Source organism: Rhizobium sp. MHM7A (assembly GCF_005862215.1).
In the GTDB taxonomy this organism is placed as follows: Bacteria; Pseudomonadota; Alphaproteobacteria; order Rhizobiales; family Rhizobiaceae; genus Rhizobium; species Rhizobium bangladeshense.
Genome location: NZ_VCHT01000017.1, coordinates 1 through 20,276, shown reverse-complemented (window position 1 = coordinate 20,276; position 20,276 = coordinate 1). Strand labels below are relative to the sequence as shown.

The following is a 20,276-nucleotide window of genomic DNA, read 5'->3' as shown; positions in this document are numbered from 1 at the left end:
GCCGAGGGAGGCCGCGAACCGCGATGCGTGGTGAAGGATTGCGGGGCACCTCAGTCACGCGCGCCAATGGGTGGTACGTTATCGCACGGAAACAAGTCTCCCCAGACGACGTTCGGTCTAAGGAGTCAGGAGGATTCGTGCCACACGATGAACAGATATTGGCGATCGCCAGCGCGCTTGAACGCCGGCAGGCCATTTTGTTCGTTGGGGCAGGAATATCGATGAACGTCGGCTTGCCGTCATGGACCTGCCTCATCGACCAAATGTTGATAGATTTAGGGCTGCCTTCGTCATTCGCCGCCGAGCACGGCACGACCTACCAGGAAATCGCCGAATATTACCGGTTGAAACACGGTTCATTGTCTCAGTTGGTCGAATGGATGAAACGCGAGTGGCAGGTTTCGCCGGAGCAACTGAGGGCCTCGGAGTTGCATCGGCTCATCGTGGAATTGGATTTTCCTCTCGTCTACACCACAAACTACGATGACAACCTTGAAATGTCCTATGAGACGTTCGGGCGGGCGTTCACGCGGATTACAAGTGCGAAAGACATGGCGACCGCGCCGGTCGGCAAAACTCAGATCGTCAAATACCATGGCGACTTCTCCGATCCGGACACGCTGGTGCTGACGGAGTCGGATTATTTCGACCGCCTGTCGTTTGACGCTCCCTTGGATATCAAGTTCAGGAGCGATGCCTTCGCCTCGACGTTGTTGTTCATCGGCTACAGCATGTCCGATCTGAATATTCGCTTTCTGCTCCATCACCTGTGGTCAACATGGCGGCGGACAGGGATGGACCGACACCGGCCACCGCTATTTCTCTTCATGCACGAGCCAACCGAAGTCCAGGTGCATGTTCTGAAGAGGTGGGGCGTCACTGTCCTTGGTGGCGATGGCGAGAATTCAGGCCACTCCCTCGCTCAGTTCCTCAAACGTCTGCTTGAACGACGAACACCGGATGCCTGCAGTTAGAGCAATTCCAGCAAAAATGTGCAGCGGTTTTGCCGCCGGTATTGCGTAAAACAACGAGATGGAGCAATTCCGTGCTTCGAAGAAAGACGGAATTGCTCTAGGTGCCCGGACCGGCGGCTCTCAAAATGCCGGCTTGCCATTCCTCCATCGATACCGCCGAGGCGTTTTGCTGGTCGTCAACTTTTACGGGGGCGAGAACCAGGGCGATATCGCCATTCAATACCCAACGCTTCTGGAAGTCATAGGGGCGGCGTCCGCCGCCACCGTAAGAGGCATCTTCACTTGACCAAGAGAGATGCCATTGGTGAGCCTCTGGTGGAGCAAAAAGCGGGTCCGGCAGACTGTCGATCACGAGATCATTGCCGAAGTTGATCAGCAACAGCCTCTCGTCAGAAGGTTTCTCGGCGAAGAACCTGAGGAGGAAGGCGGTGCTGGACAAGATACTGCCGTCCATTTGGCCATCACGGGCGCAGGCTTGCTGAGAAAATGCCTTGTCTGTCTGACGTAGATTCAGCAGGTCGCGATGAAGCAGAACGACCGCCGCGTTCCTCTCCCATTCGGCCCAATCAAGCTTCACCTTGTCGAACGTTGCGCGAGCGCATGGATCTGCCATGCGTTTGATGAGTTCTTCATCTCGCAGGTTCGGGAATTGGCTAATGAAACTGCGCCGCCCTTGCCGTACGATGTCGGCGATTTCTCCGTCGTGATCCGCGAAATAATAGAACGGAGAAGAGGAACCAAACTCCTGCCCCTGAAAGAGCATCGGCGTCTGCGGCCCCAGTAGCTGGAGTGTCGTCAGGACCCGAAGGCGGGCCGGCGATGTTATGTGGCCGATCCTGGCTCCTGTGCCGGAGTTGGCGATCTGATCGTGATTTTGGAGGAAGTGTATGAAGTTCCAGGGCTTGAGGTCCAGCCCGGCGCTCCCCCGCGGTTTGTCCTGCCAATCATATCGCTGTCCTTGAAACAAGCAGCCATATTTGGCGGCAGAAACGAGCTCCTGGGCCGTACCCCGATGATCGTGATAATAGGCTTCGTTGCGGCCCGTCGCCGCCACTGTCGCGGAGCGGTGGAAATCCTCATTCCACAGGGCATCCAGCCCATGCCCTCCTGTACCTGCCGACCGCACCATATCGGTTTGTTGCGGCTCATTTTCGCTCACGAGATAGATCTGACGCCCTCCCGATGCCGCGCGAGCTTTTCTGGCGATGAGGGTGACTATGTGTTCGCGGCTTGAGTCGAACAAGGCCTGCGTTGCATCGATGCGCAGTCCATCAAAATGGAACTCCTCGATCCAGTAGGCCGCGTTCGTTGCGACATATTCGCGAACGCCACGGCTGTTCGGACCATCGAAGTTGATCGACTTACCCCATTCGTTCGAGTAACGCTCGGTAAAATAGTCTGATGTGAATTCGCAAAAGCGCTCGCCGTTACCGAAGTGATTGTAGACCACGTCGAGGATCACTCCCATGCCGATCCGGTGAGCTTCGTCGACGAAAGCGCGCACATCATCGGGTGATCCATAGAGCCGGGTCGGAGCATAGAGCAACGTGCCGTCGTAGCCCCAGCCGAATTCGCCTTCGAACTCATTGATTGGCATTACTTCCACGCAGTTGATGCCAATCGCACGAAGTTTGGCCAGCTTTTCCCGGGCTGCCGCAAAGGTACCATCCCTTGTGAAGGTGCCGATGTGCAGCTCATAGAGAGCAGCTCCGAAAGCGGGAATTCCTTGCCAATCGTGATCGTTCCACTGATACCGCGCCGGATCAACGATGACTGATGGCCCCAATGGACCATCCGGCTGAAATCGCGAGGCAGGATCGGCAAGAAGATCATCCGCGTCTCCAAAGTGAAACTGGTAGCGCGTCCCAGCAGTCAGACCGGGCAGATGGAGGCAGAAGTAGCCGCCATCCTCCGCCGACATCTCGTATTCGGAATTTCCCTCGATCACGAGGAAGCAGCGTTCTCTGGCAGGAGCCCATAGCCGGAACGAAACGCCGCCAGCATCAACCTCCGCTCCGATCGGGAGGCGTCGGCTCGAACTTGGAGGTATCGGTGTTGACTTTTCGCTGCCTGAGTGGTCGTGCATGGTTCTCTCGTGGAGATCGCCTGCGCTAACTTCGGTAGCCTTATGATGTTCCCATCATTGCTATTCGCTCCCTTTCGGGCTGCCTATCAACCCCCAAATCCGCATTTGGGGTACGTCGCAACGCCGCGGACCGAGCTTGTCCGCGGCGTTGTAAAGCCGTCACTCCGCTGCCTGGCGGGCCATCGGGTTGTTCGGGTGGGTCGTCCAGTTGGCATAGTTCGGATCGACGGCGCGGCCGGTACGTTTGTCGATGGTGCCGGCGGCAAGCGGTTCCATGGTGATGCAGTTCTCGACCGGACAGACGTTGACGCAGAGATTGCAGCCGACGCATTCCTCTTCGATCACCTCGAAGTGACGCAGACCGTTGAGGACATTGGTAATCGCCTGGTGCGAAGTGTCCTCGCAGGCAATATGGCAGCGGCCGCATTTGATGCAGGCGTCCTGATCAATCTTCGCCTTGGCGACGTAGTTGAGGTTCAGATATTGCCAGTCGGTGACGTTGGGCACGGCGCGACCGGTAATGTCGTCGAGGGTGCCATGGCCCTTTTCATCCATCCAGTCGGAGAGGCCCGATATCATCTCCTGTACGATCTTGAAGCCGTAGGTCATCGCCGCCGTGCAGACCTGAACGTTGCCGGCACCGAGGACGAGGAATTCGGCCGCGTCCCGCCAGGTGGTGATGCCGCCGATGCCGGAGATCGGCAGGCCGTAGGTTTCGGGGTCACGAGCGATCTCAGCCACCATGTTGAGCGCGATCGGCTTGACCGCCGGGCCGCAATAGCCGCCATGGCTGCCCTTGCCGCCGACCGTCGGGTTGGGGGCGAAGTTGTCGAGATCGACGGAGACGATCGAATTGATCGTGTTGATCAGCGAAACGGCGTCGGTGCCGCCGGCCTTGGCGGCGCGGGCGGGGCGGCGGATATCGGTGATATTTGGCGTCAGCTTGGTGATAACGGGCATGCGGGTGTACTGCTTGCACCAGCGCACGACCATTTCGATATATTCCGGCACCTGGCCGACGGCCGAGCCCATGCCGCGTTCCGACATGCCGTGCGGACAGCCGAAATTGAGTTCGATACCGTCGGCGCCGGTCTCTTCGACCAGAGGCAGGATCGCCTTCCAGGCCTGTTCCTCGCAGGGCACCATGATCGAGGCGATCAGCGCCCGATCCGGCCAGTTCATCTTCACCTGCTTCATTTCGCGCAGGTTGGTGTAGAGGTCGCGGTCGGTGATCAGCTCGATATTGTTGAGGCCCAGTAGGCGGCGGTCGGCGCCAAAGATCGCGCCATAGCGGGGGCCGTTGACGTTGACGACGGGCGGTCCTTCCTCGCCGAGCGTCTTCCAGACCACGCCACCCCAGCCGGCCTTGAAGGCGCGCTCGACGTTATAGGCCTTGTCGGTCGGCGGCGCGGACGCCAGCCAGAACGGGTTCGGGGATTTGATGCCGACGAAATTGTTGCGGAGATCAGCCATTGGTCATTCTCCCCTTCAAGCAACCGCGACAGCCGGAGCGGCCGTTGCGGAGAGGGCGCGATGGATGGATTCAGCCGCATCGCGGCCGTGGGCGACAGCGGAAACCGTGAGGTCCTCGCCGCCGAAGACGCAGTCGCCTCCGGCCCAGACGCCGTCAAGCGAAGTCCGGCCTTCGACGTCGACGGCGATGCGACCGGATTCCATGCGCAGTGAACCGAGGCCGGAGGCATCAAAGGTCTGGCCGATCGCCTTGAAGATCTGATCGGCGGCAATCACGCCGGTCTCGCCGGTACCGACCAGGCGGCCTTCGACGATTTTGGTATATTCCACCTCGATGGCGGCGACTTTGCCGTCCTGCGACAGGATTGATTTCGGCGCGAGCCAGTGGCGGATGATGACGCCCTTGGAACTGGCCAGATCCTGCTCGTATTCCGAGGCGTTCATATGTTCCTTGCCACGGCGGTAACAGATCGTCACTTCCTCGGCGCCGAGCAGCTTTGCCTGCACGGCAGCGTCGATCGCCGTCATGCCGCCGCCGAGCACGACGACACGGCGGCCGATCGGGATCTGACCCTTGTCTTCCGCCTGGCGGAGCGCGGCAATGAAGTCGACGGCATCATCGACGCCGGCAAGCCTTTCGCCTTCGATGCGCAACGCGTTGACGCCGGCAAGGCCGATGCCGAGGAAGACAGCGTGATACTGCGCCTGCAGATCGGAAAGCGAAAAATCGCGGCCGAGAAGGACGCCGTGCCTGACGTCGATACCACCGATCGACAAAACGTACTCGACTTCCTTCTGGGCGAAGTCATCGACCGTCTTGTAGGTGGCGATGCCGTACTCGTTGAGGCCGCCGGATTTTTCCCTGGCGTCGTAGATGGTCACGCTATGGCCCTTCACCGCCAGGCGATGGGCGGCGGCAAGGCCTGCCGGGCCGGCGCCGACGACCGCGATCCTTTTTCCGCTCGCCTCGCCTCTGACATAGAACTGCTTGCCTGCCTGCATGGCGGCATCGGTCGCATAACGCTGCAGGCGGCCGATCTCGACGGGCCGTTCCTCGGCGGTGTTGCGTACGCAGGCCTGCTCGCAGAGCTCTTCGGTGGGACAGACGCGGGCGCACATGCCGCCGAGGATGTTCTGGTCGAAGATCGTCTTTGCCGAGCCGAGCGGATTGCCGGTCGAAATCTGGCGGATGAACAGCGGAATGTCGATCGAGGTGGGGCAGGCCGTCATGCACGGCGCGTCATAACAGAAATAACAGCGGTCGGCGGCGACCAGCGCCTCATGATTGTCGAGGCGCGGATGCAGATCGGAAAAATTAGCTTCATACTCGGCGGGCGAAAGCCGCCCGGCATGAATCCCAGTTTCCAGTCGTTCCATTGAAGTTCCCTCATTATTGGTAAACGGCCTGTGAGGGAAAGCGTAACTCAGGTTCAAAAATTTATCAAACGGTAAAATTTTCCAACGATGGCTCCTGCATGCGTCTGTTTTTACACGATAAATTTCTTCATCTCGAACTGGTGATCCATTTGAGCGTGCGGGAGGGGACGGCCATTCAAAAAAAAATAAAAATAGGTCGATTTTTTTTGATGCCCAGGGAACCAAAGGTGAGCTTCGCCGTTATTGCGATATCCGGATGGTGATCGCATCGACCCAACATGCGCGCCCCCAACCCACCGTCCGGACGTACTCACGGTCCCCTCCCGGTGAGTGAAGACAGCCGGTGCGCCGCCCTCGCACCGGCTGTTTTTCCGTTGCCGGCGGCTCATCAGTTCTGGCTTTCACATGCGCTTGAAGATTTCGAATTCTGTTTCCGGAATGGTCAGCCGATATTCGATTCGGCCCGGCACGAGGCTCAGCTCCGCTTTACCGTTGACTGACGAGGGCACGACACGCTCCAGTACGGTGCGCCCGAAGCTGTTGTCGCTGAATTCATGGACTTCCGACTGATCCTGCAACACCTCGGCCCAGGCAATCTCGATCGCTTTCCTGTCGTTGATCATCGCCTCGCGGCAGTTCAAAGTGATTGAGGCGGCGCCGCTTGATATCGCTCCATAGGAGGCGGAGTTGACGATGAGTTCGTGGAGGGCAAGCCCGAGATGCACGGCTGCATTCGGCGTCAGGTGGGCATTGATGCCATAGATCGGCATGGAGCCGGCCGTCTCCGGCCAATAGGGGGCGAACTGTTTTTCGGCAAGCTCGAAGAGGTAGGCGCCGCGCCAGCTGGAATCCGTGACCAGGTCCTGGGAATTGGAAAGCGACTGCAACCTGCCGCGGAACTTGAGAAGGAAGCTGTCGAGCGAGAGCGTGTTGCGCGCTGTTTGCGTCGCGATGCCCTGAATGATGGCGAGAAGGTTCTTCGAACGGTGCGAGAGTTCGCGCAACAGCGATTTCAGCACCTTTTCACGATGCCGGCTTTCGGTCACCTCCGTCATCACGGATAGTAGCCCGAGCGTGCCGCGTTCGCCGGTTCGCTGGATTTTCAATTCATAGGTTCGCATTTCGCCGTCGACATCGATGTCGACCTCGGCATTGTTGGGAATACCGGTCTCCAGCACCTTACGCTTCAGCGCCGTGAGATATTGCCCCTGGACATCCCCGAAAAGGGCGGCATCACTGCCGCCGGGCAAAAAAAGCGCTGCGAAATGCGGCGGCAGATTTTCGGCGTAGAAGATCGAAAGCCGGGCGTCCTGGCAGAGGATTGAAATCCCAGCGCTGCCGAGCGCTCGCTCCATCATTGCGGCTTTGCCTTCGAAGGTGAAAGGCGTGTCCGACAATGGTTCAGTCGTATTCACTCGGCCGCCTTTCCTTTGTGACATCTCGGAGCGTCGCTGAACGGGACCCCTTTCAGAAACGCCTGCCAACTCTAGAATAAAGCGCTGCAAAAACCGTTAAAGTCGCCGGGGCGCCCCGGTAGCACCGGAACGCCTGTTTCGGCGGTTTGGTTCCGAGAGCCGGAAAATTGCGTCTCAGGCGGCTACCTTGGTCGATTCATTGAAGAAAAGCGCTTGACTGATCAGAGCCTTGACCATGTCGGGGTTGAACGGTTTGGTCACGAGGAAAGTGGGTTCGGGGCGCTCGCCAGTCAAAAGCCGTTCCGGGAATGCGGTGATGAAGATCACCGGCACGCTCGACGTCTTGAGGATGTCGTTCACCGCGTCGATGCCGGAACTGCCGTCGGCAAGCTGGATGTCGGCGAGCACCATGCTCGGCTTCGTCTTATTGTAGAGCGCGACGGCTTCGGCGTGCGTGCGGGCGATGCCGGTAACACGGTGGCCGAGGCTTTCGACCATTTGCTCTATATCCATGGCGATCAGCGGTTCATCCTCGATGATCATGATGTCGGTTGCGACCTGACGGGAGATTTCCTGTGAGGCCTTGTCGAGTAACTGCATGACATCCTGTTCATCGAGTTCGAGAATTTCTGCAATCTCTGCAACGCGGAAATTTTCCACCGAAGCGAGCAGGAAGGCCTGGCGTGCACCCGGTGAAACCTTGGACAGGTTGAGCGTAGCGCGCTGTTCCCATGCATAAGGGGAGGTAGGCTCTGGAATCTGGACTGCGGTGGAACCAAACAGTTGCGTGAACAGTTTGTAAAGTGCGACCCGGTCATTGGCCGTATCCGGGAAAATCGACAAGTCGGCTATAATGGCTTCGAGAACGGCAGCGACATAAGCGTCGCCTGAAGTCTGGGTGCCGGTAAGGGCGCGGGAATAGCGACGCAGATAGGGAAGGTGCGGCGCAATTCGAGTAGAAAGTGTCATTAATGGCTCCCGTATGCAGGCCGGTCATAGGTTCAATGAGCGATTAACGCTGCCTTGATAAAAAAGTTCCGGAACGGCAGGAACTTTTTTTGTCGCGCCGCATTATTCCAGCCGACAAAGAAAGGGCGTAGCATTTTGACCCATGCCGCGGCTAATATCAGCGACATCGATAGTGTAACGGTCGGTGTCGGTGTTTGATTTCGTGATTATCCGTGCACGCTCTGCATCAGACAAACGGCGAGAAGACGAATTGATGACGACACGCAAGAAAGATGCAGCTGATCAGCGAAAGCTGGAGCTGCGGGCAAGCGATATTTTGGACCCGAACAATCAGATCGGTGTCAGGTTGCGGTCGCTTTACGCGGCTGCACAGGATGAGGCGATCCCGGATCGCTTTCTCGATCTTCTCGAAAAACTCGACCATGCCGAGATGATGGCTTCCGCCAAGATGGCCGAATAGGATCGTCGCATGGTAGAAAAAGTGCAACCCAGCTTCAAGCGGGAACTGCTGGCCGCCCTACCTAGTCTTCGCGCATTCGCGATATCACTCATCGGCCGCCATGACCGTGCCGACGATCTCGTCCAGGATACGATCATGAAAGCCTGGGCCAAGCAGGATCATTTCGAGATGGGCACCAATATGAAGGCCTGGCTCTTCACGATCCTGCGAAATGAGCTCTATAGCCAGATGCGCAAAAGCGGCCGCGAGGTACAGGACAGCGACGGGCTGTTCACGGAATCGATGGCGATGCACCCTTCGCAATATGGCGCGTTGGATCTGCAGGACTTCAAAAAAGCACTCGACCAGCTTCCGCCCGACCAGCGCGAGGCGATCATCCTCGTCGGCGCCTCGGGCTTTTCCTACGAAGAGGCAGCAGAAATCTGCGGTTGCGCCGTCGGCACGATCAAGAGCCGTGTCAACCGCGCTCGTCAGCGGCTGCAGGAATTGCTGCAGATTTCAGGCGAAGCCGATTTCGGCCCGGATGCGACGTCCGCACCGCTGACGTCAAAGGCTTTTGCGTTCTAAGAAGTAACTGAGGCCGGCTGCTCTTTGGGATCCCTTTTGGGCTGTCATGAGCGTAGGCGCCACACGCTGCGGGCACCAAGCGCTCTCTTCCCTCAATCCTGTGCTCGTCACAAGACTCCAGTGCGTCCAAGTCCTTGGGCGCGAAAGACTCATTTGTTGCAATAAGAGTCATTCACGGCGCGGACGCGCCGTGGCTGGATATCTGTGACAGGCACAGGAATGAGGGAGGAGAGGTAGTGCGTTTCATTTCACGATCGATTTCAGGCCTTGTCCTGCTTACTCAATCCTCGCGCTTCGAACCCACAAGATTGGCCGCGACGATCGCCGCAAGCACGCCGGCGGTGAGCAGCGGCTGGGCGCGGACGAGGCCGAGGCCCACCGTCGCCAGAGATTCCAGCGCCGCGCGGCGATCGCGGGCGCGACGTGCCTCACGGGCGTTGATGATCGACATGACCACCAGCATGATGATTGCGATCAGCAGTGCGCAGACGGCCAGGAACAGGACTGCGGCAAGCGGACCATAGATGCCGGCGAGCCAGATGGCGCCGGCGGCCACCGCCAGCGCATAGGCCGTGAGGAGGAAGAGCGCGGCAAGCGCGATGAAGATGCTGTTGCGTTTGACGCGCGCGATGGTCCGATGCATGCTTGCGCCGGTCAGCAGGCTGAGGATCGAGAGCATCGAGCTTCCTCAGCGACGGGCGAGGAAGGCGAGGGCCAAGCCGAAAGCGGCAGCGGCGCCGATGGTCGCCAGGGGATGTTTGCGCACCGTCTCGCGCATTTCGGTCGCTCCGCGCTCATAGCCGTGCTGCAGCTCGCGCAGCAGGTCCTCGCTGCGGCTGAGCAGTTCCTCATAGCCGGCGTTGGCCTGACTGCGAATATTCTCGCTCTGGTGGCGCGAGTTCTTGCCGACGAGGCGCGTCAATGCAGCGAGCTCATCGCGCAATGCCTCGATCTGTTCTTCGATACCGGATTCGAGGTGGCGGAAGGTGCCGTTGCGGCGGCTGCGGCCGGACTGGAAGATAGAATAGCTCATGGCTGTCTCCATTGGCTGGGGCGCGCGCGAGCCCGCCTGTTTCGCACGAGGGTCACCACCGTCCGTTGCATGAATGATGTCGCCCGGCATTGACCCAGATCATTGCCGACAACGTCTTGCCGGGGCAAAAGTTCCGCTTGCGCAGGCTCAGGCGTGGGAGACGGCGCTGTGGGCAAGCACGAAAGGCGTGCCGTCGGCCGGGATTTGGTTGATCCTTAGCGCGCAGCCGAACACCGAAAGCATCGTCTCGTCCGTCATCACTTCCTCGATGCTTCCGGCGGCGGCGAGGCGACCGGATTTCATCAACACGATGCGGTCGGCAAAAAGCGCTGTCAGGTTGAGATCGTGCATGACGGCGATGACGCCGCCGCCGCGTTCGCAGAACGTGCGGGCAAGCGACATGATGGTCAGCTGGTGGCTGATGTCGAGACTGGAGACCGGCTCGTCGAGCAGCAGCCAGCAAGGCTTGCCGTCGGCGACGGGCTCGGAGATCTGGCAGAGCACGCGGGCAAGCTGCACGCGCTGCTGCTCGCCGCCCGAAAGTTCCTGATAAAAGCGGCCTTCGAAGCCGGTCAGGTCGACGGAGGCGAGGGCGGCTGCTGCCGTCTCGTCGGCCTTGTCCGGATGCAGGTTCAAGCCGGAGGTCAGGCCCATGCGGACGATCTCGCGCACGGTGAAGGGAAAGGAGATGGTGCTCGCCTGCGGCAGGACGCCGCGAATAGCAGCGAGTTGCCACGGCTTCAGCCCCTTCACCTCATCGCCGCCGATGCGCACGGAACCGTCGTAAGCGAGCTCACCGGAGATCGCTTTCATCGTTGTCGTCTTGCCGGAGCCGTTCGGTCCGGCGATCGCCGTCAGCTCACCCGCCTTGGCAATAAAACCGACGTCGCTGATGATGGTCTTGCCGGAAAGGTGCACGGAGAGGCCGGATACTTCGATCGTCTGCACATCGCTCACAAAATCACTCACAGGGCAAGACGCGAACGCTGCTTCAGCAGAATCCACAGGAAGAACGGCCCCCCGACCCCCGCGGTGATGATGCCGATCGGAAGTTCGGCCGGGGCGACCGCGGTGCGGGCGAGCACATCGGCGAAAATCAGCAGCGAGCCTCCGAGAAGGGCTGAGGCGGGCAGCAGGAAACGATGGTCCGGCCCGATCGCCATGCGCAGGACATGCGGTACGACGATGCCGACGAAGCCGATGCCGCCGCTGACGGCGACGGAGGCGCCGGTCGCAGCCGCGACGCCGACTATCGCCACATTCTTCAGCCCCTGCACCGGCACCCCCATATGAAAGGCGGCCGCCTCACCGAGAGTGATGGCATTGAGGCCGCGGGCCATGAAGGGCAGGGCGGTGAAGGACAAGAGGATGATCGGACCCGCGGCGGCGATCTTCGTCCAGGTGGCGCCGGCAAGCGAGCCCATGCTCCAGAACGTGAGATCGCGCAACTGCTGATCGTTCGCCATGTAGATCAGCAGGCCGGTCAGGGCCAGCGCGAGCGCGCCCAGCGCAATTCCGGCAAGCAGCATCGTCGCCACCGAAGTCTGGCCGTGGCGCGTCGCGATCCGGTAGAGCAGCAGCGTCGTGACGAGGCCGCCGCCGAAAGCGGCCGCCGGCAGAGCATAGACGCCGAAAAGTGCCTGTAGCGGGGCTGCGACACCGCTGCCGAGCACGATCATCACGACGGCGCCGAAGCTGGCACCGGAGGAGACTCCGACGAGGCCGGGATCTGCCAGCGGATTGCGGAACAGGCCCTGCATCACCGTGCCGGAGACGGCGAGCGAGGCGCCGATCAGGAAGCCGAGGATCGTCCGGGGCAATCGGATATCGAAGATGATGATCCGGTCGCGGGCGCTGAGCGCCGTCTCGGAGCCAGCCATGTTGGCGATAACGTCGACGATAGAGGCATCCGAGGCGCCCGTCGTCACCGAATACAGCATCGAGAAGGCAGAGCCCGCGATAAGCATGGCGATCGCCAGGAGGGCGAGAGGCGTCCTGTCGCCTGCCTGCCTGCTCTCGTGTATTGGCGCCATCGGGAATAATCGCCTTCGCTCCGTCAAGGCTTGCGGCAGGGCCATGATCAGCCCCCGTAGATCGCCGCGTTCAGGTCACGCACAGCGCTTGCCGTGCGTGGGCCGAAGCCGAGCAGGTAGACGCCGTCCATCCGTATGATCGCTTTCTTCTCACCGGCCGGCGTCAGAGCGATCGCCGGCTGCGCCAGCAGATCCTCGTTCCTGGTGCCGGCGCCATCGCCGCGGTTCATCATCAGGATGATGTCGGGCTTCGCTTCAATGATCGCTTCGTCCGTCAGCGGCTTATAACCCGGGAATGCGCCGACGGCGTTGATGGCACCGGCAAGTTTGATGACGCCATCAGCTGCCGTGCCGGTGCCCGATGCCATGATCCGACCGTTCTGGGCGCTGAGGATGAAGAGAACACGCTTGCGCTCCGCCTCAGGACGCTTTTCAGCGTCGGCAATCGCCGCGTCGAGACCGGCCGCGACCTTTTCTTCGAGCGCTTTCGCCTTGTCGGATACGCCGAGCAGCGCACCCACCCGGTCGATCTTGGCGATGATGCCGTCGCGTGTAAAGGTGTTCGGCACGCTTTCGAAAGGCACGCTGGCATTCCTCAAAACGGTCAGCGCCTCCGGCGGGCCTGATCCTTCGACGGCGATGATCGCTGTCGGGTTCATGGCGAGAATGCCTTCCGGGGAGAGCGCGCGCATGTAGCCGACGTTCGGCAGTTTCAGCGCCGCCTCCGGATAGAGGCTCGTGGTGTCACGGGCGATCAGCCGGCTTTCTTCGCCGAGCGCATAGATGATCTCGGTGACGTCGCCGCCGACCGAAACTAGGCGCGACGTATCGAGCTTCTTTTCCTCGGCCTGGGCGGCGCCTACAAAGGCGAAGCTCTTGCTGGCCGGCGTCGTCGGGATAAGCGGCAGCGCCATGACAACAGCCGTCACGGCCAGTTCCCAAAGGCGGATCCGGCGCAGATTGTTACGCATCTTCATCGCTATGATCCTTATGCGGCGACACTTGCCGCGCGCGGCAGGTTTTCCATGATCTCGCGCCATGCTGCGCGTTCGTCGAAACCTTCCTGCCGCTTGCCGAAGAACTGGATGATCATTTCCCCTTCGGCGTTGTAGGCCTCCAGCGAGGTCACATGGCCATCCTTGGTCGGCTTGCGAACCGCCCACGTCTCGGCGATGTGATCCTGGCGCAGATGCAGGTGGAAGGTCGGGTCCATGATATTGATCCACGGACCCATCGCCTGGACGTTGAAGATCGGGCCGGAATGGATCTGGACGATGCCGTTATTGGCGACGAAGCACATGATCGGCAGGCCCGATTTCACCGAAGCGTGCATCATCTCCGCCGTCGCGGTGTTGTCGAGCTTCCAGGCATAGTCGTCGCCGACGCTTCGGATGGCCGCCTGGCGGCCGATCTTCAGGCGCTTCAGCATGCCGAAGAACTCGTGGGTGTCGGTGAGCTTGCTCCAGTTGTCGCGCAGCTCGTCGCGGCTGACGTCGCCGGCTTCGTCAGCGGCATTCGAAACCTCGGCCTCGATGAATTCCTGCGACTGGTCTTCGAGCTTCAGCTCGGCGACGATCGCGTGATAGGCTTCGACATTCGAATTCGGGCGCAGATGCACCTTATGCACAGCGTTGCCTGCCTTGTCGAAATATTGCAGGCTGAGGCGTTCCTGATCGCCATCCCTCTTGGAGACGGCGAAACCGTACTCCCAGCGGCTCGGGAAGATGCGCAGGTCGATATTCTCGCCCAGCACGATCGCGCTCTGCATGCCCGTCTTGATGTTTTCGAAGACGCCGACCTTCTCGTGCACGGCGCTTTCGTTGCGCGAGAGCGCCATCACTTCGCCGAGGCGTTCCACGCGCTCGAGAAGTCTCATCGCGCTACCGTCGATGCGGGTGACGCTGATGCCGGCTTCCGCGGCGACGAGGGCTGCCTCGGAAATCTTCAGCTGGGCGGCGATATCGCGCTCGCGCATCTTCGGATTCTCGGCGCGAAACGCGCGGATTTCTGATGGAGCCGGTCTTTTCTGCTCAGTCATGTCTTGCCCTATTTATTGAGAATGAGTTTGCCCTGGCGGGTAATCTTCAGGCGGTAAACCAGCCCGTCGTGTCTGATCATGATCTCGTTCGTGCCGCGGAAAAGATCCGCGCTTTCGACGATCCGGTGTTGCGCCGCCGGCTCGCTGGGCAGTGGCGCATGCTTAAAGGTGTCTGGCTTTTCAACCATCATTTCGGCTGGCAATTCCGTGAGACCGGGGATCTGAAGGTCCCCGGTTGCGTTTACAATTATCTTGACTTTCTTACTCATAGTTTTTTAAAGACGCAATAGAAGACTAATGCAGTCAAGTTTTTGAGATTGCTGATATGAAGCCGCCCGCCGGCGGCTTGCGACAATGCGGAGAAGATCATGACGGGTAAGTTTGCGGCCGTTGCGGCCGGCATCGTGATGGCGGTTTCGAGCGCAGCCCAGGCGCAGGAGGCGGCGCCTGCAGCCTCCCTCGATGTCGAGCTCAATGCGCTGGCGACTTCGCAGAAGGGCTGCATGATGACCTTCGTGGCGCTCAACACGCTGCCTGCCGCCATCAACAAGGTTTCCTTCGAGCTCGCCTTCTTCAACGACAAGAATGCCGTCGACCGCATCACCGTTCTCGACTTCCGCGATCTGCCGCAAGGCAAGAAGCGGGTGCGCCAGTTCGACATGCCGAATGTCAAATGCGAGAGCGTGACCCGCATCCTCATCAATGACACGCCGGTCTGCGACGGGCCGGCTGCCGGCGAATGCATGAAGGGTCTCGTCACCCGCTCGCAGATCTCCGTTCCCTTCGAAGGATGAGAAGACGCCGGGGATGGACCCCGGCCGACATGTTTCCGGCTGTCCGAGGCGTAAAGAATGGCGACTTCAGCGAAATCCAGATCGAGACACGTGCTCGTGGGGGAGGAGAGCGCCGACATCAGGCTGAACGACAACATGCCCGGCATGCACCCCGGCCACGAGCTTCCCGAACTGCGAAACGCGCAGCGGCAGCCGGCCGGAGAGACGGTGATCCACTACACACGTTCTGCTCAGATCTCCTCCTTTCCAGACCATCCGGAAGCCGAACCGGCCGCTCCCGCTTCCGCGCCGCCGATGGATGCGGCGGTGGACAGGCGGGAAGACGAGCAGAAGCCGGTGCGGCGGCAGGTGGCGCTGACGTGTGCCGGTTCGTTCTTCTTTCATGTCGCGCTGGCCGCGGCGCTGCTTGTCGTTATGCCCAAGCCTTCTGAGGAGACACTGATGGAAGCGGGCGAAGCGATCAGCGTCGTTATGCTCGGCAGTTCTGATGTGGATCAAAGCGCAGCCGGCGAGACCGATGTCACGATCCAGCAAGAAATCGTTCCAGAGGCTGTCGAACCCGATGAGATCAACCCGATAGAGACAGCAGATGTGCAGCCGGAGGCCGTCCAGCCGACCGATGCGGAGCCTGTCGAGGCGGTTCAACCGACGCAGGAGATTACACGTCCGTCAGCGGAGACGGTTACGGCTGCGGAGCCGGAAGTTCTTGTATCGGAAACTCCGGCGGAAACTTCAGTCGTACAGCCGATGTCGACGGTGGTGCCTGAACAACCGGTGGACACTCAGGTGATGTCTGCCGAGCCGCCTGTGGTAGCCGCGATGCCCGAGCAGGAAGAGATTAAGCCTGTCGAGACGGCCGCCATTTCTCCCGAGCCGGAACAGCCGGCAGAAATCGTTACGCCAGCGCCGAAACCGAAGCTTGAGAAGACAGTGGAAAAGAAGCCGGTGGAAAGAAAACAGCCGCCGAAGAAAGCGCAGGGCTCGGAGGGCGATGACAAACAAGAAGCGCGCAGAGGCGCGGCAGATGGGCACGCAGACGCCAATTCCGATAGCAATTCACGGACATCGGGCGGGCGGAATGGAGCCGGCGGTGCGTCGGAAGCCAACTACAAAGGTAAGCTCGTTGCACGATTGTTCCGTTGCGTCGATCGGATGGAGGCGCGGTATCGGACGGCTCGCGCCAGCTTAACCGTTCGCATCACGGTCAGCCGCGGCGGCGATATCACAGCATCGGGTATCGTCCGCGGGTCAAGCTTGCCAGAGGTGGATCGTGCCGCACTTGCCAGGGTAGCTTCCTGCAATCTTCCGGCTATGCCCGATGACCTGACGGCATCCCAGCGCACATACACCTTTCCGGTTGAGGTCACCCCGCGGTAAATATGATCTTAAAACTCAACTTTATACTTTACTCTAAAAATCAAGTTTAATAAGGTCCGTCCGCACACGCAGGAATCGTGTGACGATCAACCAGCGATACGGGTGGCATATGGCTCGCAAGGGCAAGAAGGGATCGAACCGGGAGGTCCGCGACAGCGTGGGCGAGGAGGCCAGCCTGGCATCCAACGGACGATCCAAACTGGATGGCCGGAGTTTTCTTTATGTCGGCGGGCGTGACTGCCAGGTGGCGCATCTTCGCCAGATCGCCAGCAATTTCGGCGCCGAGCTCATTCATCACGACGGCGGCCTTCGCGAGGCGGTTTCCCGCATCGACACGCTGCTTCCCTCTGTCGACTGCGTGTTCTGCCCCATCGACTGTATCAGCCATGATGCGTGCCTGCGCGTGAAGACCGGCTGCAAGAAGTTCAGCAAGGCATTTATCCCGCTTCGAAACGGCAGCAAGTCCAGCCTGGAACGTGCGCTGCAGACGATGAACGAACGAGACAATTCCCGATGAATGACCAGCGCCTTAACGGCTTCACCATGATCGGCCTGCACAAGCTCGCCGCGCAGAGCGGCGAAGGCCTCGTGCCGGAGCTTTACGAACTTTTCCAGCAACATGCCGAACGCCAGCAGATCAATCAGAATGTGACACTCTTCCCGACCTGGGAAGCTCGCATGCCGGGGGAGGCGGCGACGAGGCCGCTTGGCGCGGCGGCGGCAACCGGCAATAATATTCTCGCCTTTCCCTCGCCTGCGGTAAGGGCGGCGGCCAAGAGAAAGGCGTAAGGGGAATTCATGTATATCGCAATGAACCGCTTCAAGGTCGCAACCGGGGCCGAAGGCGATTTCGAGACCGTCTGGCGCAATCGCGATTCCAGCCTGGCCGAGGTGCCGGGCTTCGTCGAATTCCGCCTGCTGCGCGGCAAGGCCAGCGAAGAGGAGGGCTACACGCTCTATTCCTCGCACACCGTTTGGAAGAGCGAAGAGGATTTTCAGAACTGGACTAAGTCGGAGAACTTTCGCGCGGCCCATCGTAACGCCGGCGACCGAAAGACGATGTATAAGGGGCCGCCGATGTTCGAAGGCTTCAACATGGTCGACGGTATATGAATCACGGGTCTGATCGCATCGAGGTCCTGCCGGTTCTGCCGTCGCTCGATATCGATGCGACGCTGGCCTTCTATCGAGACAAGCTCGGCTTTGCCAATGTCGTCTATCACGCAGAAGACTATCTCATATTGCGGCGTGACGACATGGAACTGGTTTTTTGGCGCACCAGAGATGCCGGGCTTTGATGAGAAGGCCACCATCTATCTCAGGGGCGAACCTATCGGCGCCCTCCACGCGGAATATCGCGAGCGGGGCATCGAGCGCCTGACCGAGATGGAAGTGCGGCCGTGAACATGGGGGGAATTCTACATCCATGATCCGCACCGCAATCTCTTGCGCTTTGGCCGTGTGCCACAGCAGCGCGCCTAAGCCCTTACGCGGAAGATGGCGCCTCCCGCAACGGCCAGCCAGCCAAGCATCATCGCCCAGCCGCCGGTCGGCGCGGCATAGGGGAAGAGACCGGAGCCGGAAAAGCGGAGCGTGACGAGATCGCCGGCGAAGAGCAGCGTTCCGACAATCATCAGAAAACCGGCCAGCCAGGCGGTTTTGAGCCGGGTGGTGCCCAGCGCCAACGCCAGCAGGGCAGGCGCATGCGCGAGGCACATGGCGGACGCGGATGCGGCAAGGCTGGATTCACCGCCGCCATGCGCGGCAAGCGCTGCGAGCGCCACGCCGGCTACGCCGAACAGGCCGGCAAAGAGATGGAGCACCGGTTCCAGACGCGCGTTGAGGCTCATGGTTATTCCTTGTTCTGCATGTGATAGGCAAGGCGCTCGACCGGCGCCCAGATGAGATCGCGCAGCGCCTGGCTCGCGATGGTCTCATCGAGCGCGCGGCGGAAGCAGAGCAGCCATTCGTCGCGCTCGATCGGCCCGATCTCGGCGACGAAATGGCGGCTGCGCAGGCGCGGGTGGCCGCGCTTATCAGTATACAGTGGCGGGCCGCCGAGATATCCGGTCATGTATTCGTAGAATTTCTCTTCGCTGCCTTCGAGGCTCGGCGGGTGCACGGCGCGCACGTTGCTTGCCTCCGGGAGTGTATCCATCAGCTTGTAGAAGCGGTGCGTCAGTGCCCGTACGGCCGGATCACCGCCAATCGCTTCATATAAAGTGGTGACCTTCTCCGTCACGAAACCATCCCGCTGTCATCCCATAGCAATTGCGCGATCCTTCATGCACCGGAGATAACATGATCGCAACTGTCATCAAGGTGCCGCGTCATTTCGCGCATAGTCCCGACACAGTTGGCCTTACGCCGATTTTTCTTGACAAAACCGTCTGGACGGTTTCTTTTGCTTGCATGTCGAAAGCTCACCATCGCAAGAAGCAGCCCGCTCTCGTGCGCCAGCAATTGCTGGAGGTTGCGGCGCGTCTTGTGGTCAGCGAAGGCATGGCCGCCGTGACGCTAGACGCGGTTTCTGCTGCCTCCAGCGTCAGCAAGGGCGGACTACTGCATCACTTCCCGACGAAGAATGCGTTGCTCGACGCGTTGTTCGAGAGCCTGCTCGACAGGTTCGACGCCGACATCGAGGAGCTGATGCGCGGCGATCCATTGCCGCAGGGTCGCTTCACCCGCGCCTACCTCAAAGCAGTCTCCGGCCTCAAGGATCGTCCCGACGATTCCAAAAGCTGGACTCAGGTAACCATCGCCCTGCTCGCCGAGCCCCGGCTGCGCCTGCGCTGGCGTCAATGGGTGCAGGCGCGGGCGGAGGAATATGTCGGCACCGATTCCTCGCTCGATGCGCAAATCGTGCGTTTCGCCGCCGATGGGTTGTGGTTCGCCGATACGTTGGACAGCCATGATATCAACGATGCTTTAAGGCGCGACCTCATCAACCGCCTTGTCGATCTGACCGGAAAGTAATCTAGGGAGTTCGCCATGAGCCAGGCTGCCGTTTATGGGCTGCTTCTCGTCGCCGTCGTGCTCGAAGTCATTGGCACGACCGCGCTGCAACTATCCCAGCAGTTCAGCCGCATGGGGCCGACGGCCATCGTTGTCGCCTGCTACGCTGCCGCCTTCTACTGCCTGTCGCTAACGCTGAAGAGCATTCCCGTAGGCATTGCCTACGCGATTTGGAGCGCTTTGGGAATCGTGCTGATTTCCTCGGTTGGCCTGGTATTCTTCAAGCAGCGTCTCGACGTGCCGGCAATCGTCGGCCTCTGTCTTATCATATCAGGCGTACTCGTGGTCAATCTGTTCTCGAAATCCGTTTCGCATTGATTCCATAGCGATATTGCGGAAAACCTCTTCTAGAGGCCGACGAGAGATTTTCCCCTTTGTCAAACTCCTGACAAAGGTCTATGTGTTCCTCTGACGTCGAGGAGACGAGGCGCTGTCAGCGACACTTTCCAAAGCGCTTTGAATTCGGCCTTTCCCGCCTGTTGATACTTCCAGCTTCCAGAGGAGCAAATCATGGCCATACGCACCGTCGTCTGGGGAGAGAATATTCACGAGAATACCAATGAAGTCGTCCGGGGCATCTATCCCGAAGGCATGCATACGACGATCGCGAATGCGCTGAATAAGGATCCCGGCATCTCGGCGACGACGGCGACGCTGCAGGAGCC

The 20,276-nt window shown here is 60.1% G+C and carries 24 protein-coding genes and 2 pseudogenes; 12 read left to right on the top strand and 14 right to left on the bottom strand.

From position 1 onward, the window contains the following. The first annotated feature begins 137 nt into the window (after positions 1–137). Entirely contained in the window at positions 138–974 is an 837-nt protein-coding gene (locus FFR93_RS34120) for an SIR2 family protein (RefSeq protein WP_138396429.1), read from the top strand. A 97-nt stretch (positions 975–1,071) separates the two neighbouring features. Here FFR93_RS34120 and treZ read toward each other — a convergent pair whose 3' ends face one another. The 5 genes from treZ to FFR93_RS34095 form a co-directional block, all read right to left on the bottom strand. Continuing rightward, positions 1,072–3,060, bottom strand: a complete 1,989-nt coding sequence (gene treZ, locus FFR93_RS34115) for a malto-oligosyltrehalose trehalohydrolase (protein ID WP_138396428.1) — start codon at positions 3,058–3,060, stop codon at positions 1,072–1,074. Positions 3,061–3,219: 159 nt separating this feature from the next. After that, positions 3,220–4,533 carry an NAD-dependent dihydropyrimidine dehydrogenase subunit PreA gene (gene preA, locus FFR93_RS34110; RefSeq protein WP_138396427.1) on the bottom strand — a complete coding sequence of 438 codons (1,314 nt, stop codon included), beginning with the start codon at positions 4,531–4,533 and terminating at the stop codon, positions 3,220–3,222. A gap of 15 nt (positions 4,534–4,548) precedes the next feature. Continuing rightward, positions 4,549–5,910 carry an NAD(P)-dependent oxidoreductase gene (locus tag FFR93_RS34105; RefSeq protein ID WP_138396426.1) on the bottom strand — a complete coding sequence of 454 codons (1,362 nt, stop codon included), beginning with the start codon at positions 5,908–5,910 and terminating at the stop codon, positions 4,549–4,551. Positions 5,911–6,311: 401 nt separating this feature from the next. Continuing rightward, the gene (locus FFR93_RS34100; RefSeq protein WP_171049306.1) at positions 6,312–7,307 is read right to left on the bottom strand and encodes an HWE histidine kinase domain-containing protein; all 996 of its coding nucleotides are present in this window, start codon (positions 7,305–7,307) and stop codon (positions 6,312–6,314) included. A gap of 192 nt (positions 7,308–7,499) precedes the next feature. Beyond that, positions 7,500–8,294 (bottom strand): response regulator, encoded by a 795-nt coding sequence (locus FFR93_RS34095; RefSeq protein WP_020922074.1) that lies wholly within the window; start codon positions 8,292–8,294, stop codon positions 7,500–7,502. 253 nt (positions 8,295–8,547) lie between these two features. On the opposite strand from FFR93_RS34095, the gene FFR93_RS34090 reads away from it, so the two are divergent. Together FFR93_RS34090 and FFR93_RS34085 are read left to right on the top strand one after the other, a co-directional pair. Next, complete coding sequence (locus tag FFR93_RS34090) at positions 8,548–8,754, top strand: NepR family anti-sigma factor (protein ID WP_064695530.1); 207 nt, start codon at positions 8,548–8,550, stop codon at positions 8,752–8,754. 9 nt (positions 8,755–8,763) lie between these two features. Beyond that, entirely contained in the window at positions 8,764–9,321 is a 558-nt protein-coding gene (locus FFR93_RS34085; protein ID WP_138396425.1) for an RNA polymerase sigma factor, read from the top strand. Positions 9,322–9,601: 280 nt separating this feature from the next. Here the strand turns inward: FFR93_RS34085 and FFR93_RS34080 are convergent, their stop codons facing one another. The 7 genes from FFR93_RS34080 to FFR93_RS34050 form a co-directional block, all read right to left on the bottom strand. After that, the gene (locus FFR93_RS34080; protein WP_138396424.1) at positions 9,602–10,000 is read right to left on the bottom strand and encodes a hypothetical protein; all 399 of its coding nucleotides are present in this window, start codon (positions 9,998–10,000) and stop codon (positions 9,602–9,604) included. A 9-nt stretch (positions 10,001–10,009) separates the two neighbouring features. Continuing rightward, positions 10,010–10,354, bottom strand: a complete 345-nt coding sequence (locus tag FFR93_RS34075) for a DUF883 family protein (RefSeq protein ID WP_138396423.1) — start codon at positions 10,352–10,354, stop codon at positions 10,010–10,012. Between the two features lie 147 nt (positions 10,355–10,501). After that, the gene (locus FFR93_RS34070; RefSeq protein WP_171049301.1) at positions 10,502–11,311 is read right to left on the bottom strand and encodes a heme ABC transporter ATP-binding protein; all 810 of its coding nucleotides are present in this window, start codon (positions 11,309–11,311) and stop codon (positions 10,502–10,504) included. A gap of 8 nt (positions 11,312–11,319) precedes the next feature. After that, a complete protein-coding gene (locus tag FFR93_RS34065; RefSeq protein WP_138396422.1) occupies positions 11,320–12,432 on the bottom strand; it encodes an iron ABC transporter permease in 1,113 nt (370 codons plus the stop codon). Between the two features lie 2 nt (positions 12,433–12,434). Continuing rightward, the gene (locus FFR93_RS34060) at positions 12,435–13,364 is read right to left on the bottom strand and encodes a hemin ABC transporter substrate-binding protein (protein WP_138396421.1); all 930 of its coding nucleotides are present in this window, start codon (positions 13,362–13,364) and stop codon (positions 12,435–12,437) included. Positions 13,365–13,375: 11 nt separating this feature from the next. Continuing rightward, the gene (locus FFR93_RS34055) at positions 13,376–14,425 is read right to left on the bottom strand and encodes a ChuX/HutX family heme-like substrate-binding protein (RefSeq protein WP_138396420.1); all 1,050 of its coding nucleotides are present in this window, start codon (positions 14,423–14,425) and stop codon (positions 13,376–13,378) included. 8 nt (positions 14,426–14,433) lie between these two features. After that, positions 14,434–14,616, bottom strand: a complete 183-nt coding sequence (locus FFR93_RS34050) for a hemin uptake protein HemP (protein ID WP_064706159.1) — start codon at positions 14,614–14,616, stop codon at positions 14,434–14,436. Between the two features lie 177 nt (positions 14,617–14,793). On the opposite strand from FFR93_RS34050, the gene FFR93_RS34045 reads away from it, so the two are divergent. The 6 genes and pseudogenes from FFR93_RS34045 (at position 14,794) to FFR93_RS34020 (ending at position 18,078) form a co-directional block, all read left to right on the top strand. Continuing rightward, on the top strand, positions 14,794–15,219 hold the full coding sequence (locus FFR93_RS34045; RefSeq protein ID WP_138396419.1) for a hypothetical protein: 426 nt from the start codon (positions 14,794–14,796) through the stop codon (positions 15,217–15,219). 57 nt (positions 15,220–15,276) lie between these two features. Next, positions 15,277–16,596, top strand: coding sequence for a TonB family protein (locus tag FFR93_RS34040; RefSeq protein ID WP_138396418.1), 1,320 nt, complete (start codon positions 15,277–15,279; stop codon positions 16,594–16,596). Positions 16,597–16,705: 109 nt separating this feature from the next. Beyond that, positions 16,706–17,113, top strand: coding sequence for a DUF2325 domain-containing protein (locus FFR93_RS34035; protein WP_138396512.1), 408 nt, complete (start codon positions 16,706–16,708; stop codon positions 17,111–17,113). Further along, entirely contained in the window at positions 17,110–17,385 is a 276-nt protein-coding gene (locus tag FFR93_RS34030) for a hypothetical protein (protein WP_138396417.1), read from the top strand. Before FFR93_RS34035 ends, FFR93_RS34030 begins: the two co-directional genes overlap by 4 nt. A 9-nt stretch (positions 17,386–17,394) precedes the next feature. After that, positions 17,395–17,709: an antibiotic biosynthesis monooxygenase gene (locus FFR93_RS34025; RefSeq protein ID WP_138396416.1), complete on the top strand. Its 315-nt coding sequence runs from the start codon at positions 17,395–17,397 to the stop codon at positions 17,707–17,709. Beyond that, a pseudogene (locus FFR93_RS34020) lies at positions 17,706–18,078 on the top strand (VOC family protein). The gene FFR93_RS34025 and the pseudogene FFR93_RS34020 overlap by 4 nt, the downstream one beginning before the upstream one ends. On the opposite strand, the gene FFR93_RS34015 reads toward FFR93_RS34020, so the two are convergent. After that, positions 18,075–18,446 (bottom strand): DUF423 domain-containing protein, encoded by a 372-nt coding sequence (locus FFR93_RS34015; RefSeq protein WP_138396415.1) that lies wholly within the window; start codon positions 18,444–18,446, stop codon positions 18,075–18,077. The pseudogene FFR93_RS34020 and the gene FFR93_RS34015 overlap by 4 nt on opposite strands. Before the next feature lie 2 nt (positions 18,447–18,448). Continuing rightward, positions 18,449–18,838, bottom strand: coding sequence for a group II truncated hemoglobin (locus FFR93_RS34010; RefSeq protein WP_138396414.1), 390 nt, complete (start codon positions 18,836–18,838; stop codon positions 18,449–18,451). Positions 18,839–19,008: 170 nt separating this feature from the next. On the opposite strand from FFR93_RS34010, the gene FFR93_RS34005 reads away from it, so the two are divergent. The 3 genes and pseudogenes from FFR93_RS34005 to FFR93_RS33995 form a co-directional block, all read left to right on the top strand. Next, complete coding sequence (locus FFR93_RS34005; protein ID WP_138396511.1) at positions 19,009–19,572, top strand: TetR/AcrR family transcriptional regulator; 564 nt, start codon at positions 19,009–19,011, stop codon at positions 19,570–19,572. Between the two features lie 15 nt (positions 19,573–19,587). Then, complete coding sequence (locus tag FFR93_RS34000; protein WP_064705951.1) at positions 19,588–19,929, top strand: SMR family transporter; 342 nt, start codon at positions 19,588–19,590, stop codon at positions 19,927–19,929. A gap of 192 nt (positions 19,930–20,121) precedes the next feature. Continuing rightward, a pseudogene (locus FFR93_RS33995) lies at positions 20,122–20,276 on the top strand (trehalose utilization protein ThuA); the annotation flags it as partial.

Coding starts and splice junctions, on each gene's coding strand:
- preA (WP_138396427.1), bottom strand. CDS start 4,533: ATGGCTGATCTCCGCAACAATTTCGTCGGCATCAAATCCCCGAACCCG.
- FFR93_RS34065 (WP_138396422.1), bottom strand. CDS start 12,432: ATGGCCCTGCCGCAAGCCTTGACGGAGCGAAGGCGATTATTCCCGATG.
- FFR93_RS34090 (WP_064695530.1), top strand. CDS start 8,548: ATGACGACACGCAAGAAAGATGCAGCTGATCAGCGAAAGCTGGAGCTG.
- FFR93_RS34105 (WP_138396426.1), bottom strand. CDS start 5,910: ATGGAACGACTGGAAACTGGGATTCATGCCGGGCGGCTTTCGCCCGCC.
- FFR93_RS34000 (WP_064705951.1), top strand. CDS start 19,588: ATGAGCCAGGCTGCCGTTTATGGGCTGCTTCTCGTCGCCGTCGTGCTC.
- FFR93_RS34030 (WP_138396417.1), top strand. CDS start 17,110: ATGAATGACCAGCGCCTTAACGGCTTCACCATGATCGGCCTGCACAAG.
- FFR93_RS34060 (WP_138396421.1), bottom strand. CDS start 13,364: ATGAAGATGCGTAACAATCTGCGCCGGATCCGCCTTTGGGAACTGGCC.
- FFR93_RS34035 (WP_138396512.1), top strand. CDS start 16,706: ATGGCTCGCAAGGGCAAGAAGGGATCGAACCGGGAGGTCCGCGACAGC.
- FFR93_RS34015 (WP_138396415.1), bottom strand. CDS start 18,446: ATGAGCCTCAACGCGCGTCTGGAACCGGTGCTCCATCTCTTTGCCGGC.
- FFR93_RS34040 (WP_138396418.1), top strand. CDS start 15,277: ATGGCGACTTCAGCGAAATCCAGATCGAGACACGTGCTCGTGGGGGAG.
- FFR93_RS34050 (WP_064706159.1), bottom strand. CDS start 14,616: ATGATGGTTGAAAAGCCAGACACCTTTAAGCATGCGCCACTGCCCAGC.
- FFR93_RS34095 (WP_020922074.1), bottom strand. CDS start 8,294: ATGACACTTTCTACTCGAATTGCGCCGCACCTTCCCTATCTGCGTCGC.
- treZ (WP_138396428.1), bottom strand. CDS start 3,060: ATGCACGACCACTCAGGCAGCGAAAAGTCAACACCGATACCTCCAAGT.
- FFR93_RS34080 (WP_138396424.1), bottom strand. CDS start 10,000: ATGCTCTCGATCCTCAGCCTGCTGACCGGCGCAAGCATGCATCGGACC.
- FFR93_RS34005 (WP_138396511.1), top strand. CDS start 19,009: ATGTCGAAAGCTCACCATCGCAAGAAGCAGCCCGCTCTCGTGCGCCAG.
- FFR93_RS34085 (WP_138396425.1), top strand. CDS start 8,764: ATGGTAGAAAAAGTGCAACCCAGCTTCAAGCGGGAACTGCTGGCCGCC.
- FFR93_RS34075 (WP_138396423.1), bottom strand. CDS start 10,354: ATGAGCTATTCTATCTTCCAGTCCGGCCGCAGCCGCCGCAACGGCACC.
- FFR93_RS34045 (WP_138396419.1), top strand. CDS start 14,794: ATGACGGGTAAGTTTGCGGCCGTTGCGGCCGGCATCGTGATGGCGGTT.
- FFR93_RS34025 (WP_138396416.1), top strand. CDS start 17,395: ATGTATATCGCAATGAACCGCTTCAAGGTCGCAACCGGGGCCGAAGGC.
- FFR93_RS34055 (WP_138396420.1), bottom strand. CDS start 14,425: ATGACTGAGCAGAAAAGACCGGCTCCATCAGAAATCCGCGCGTTTCGC.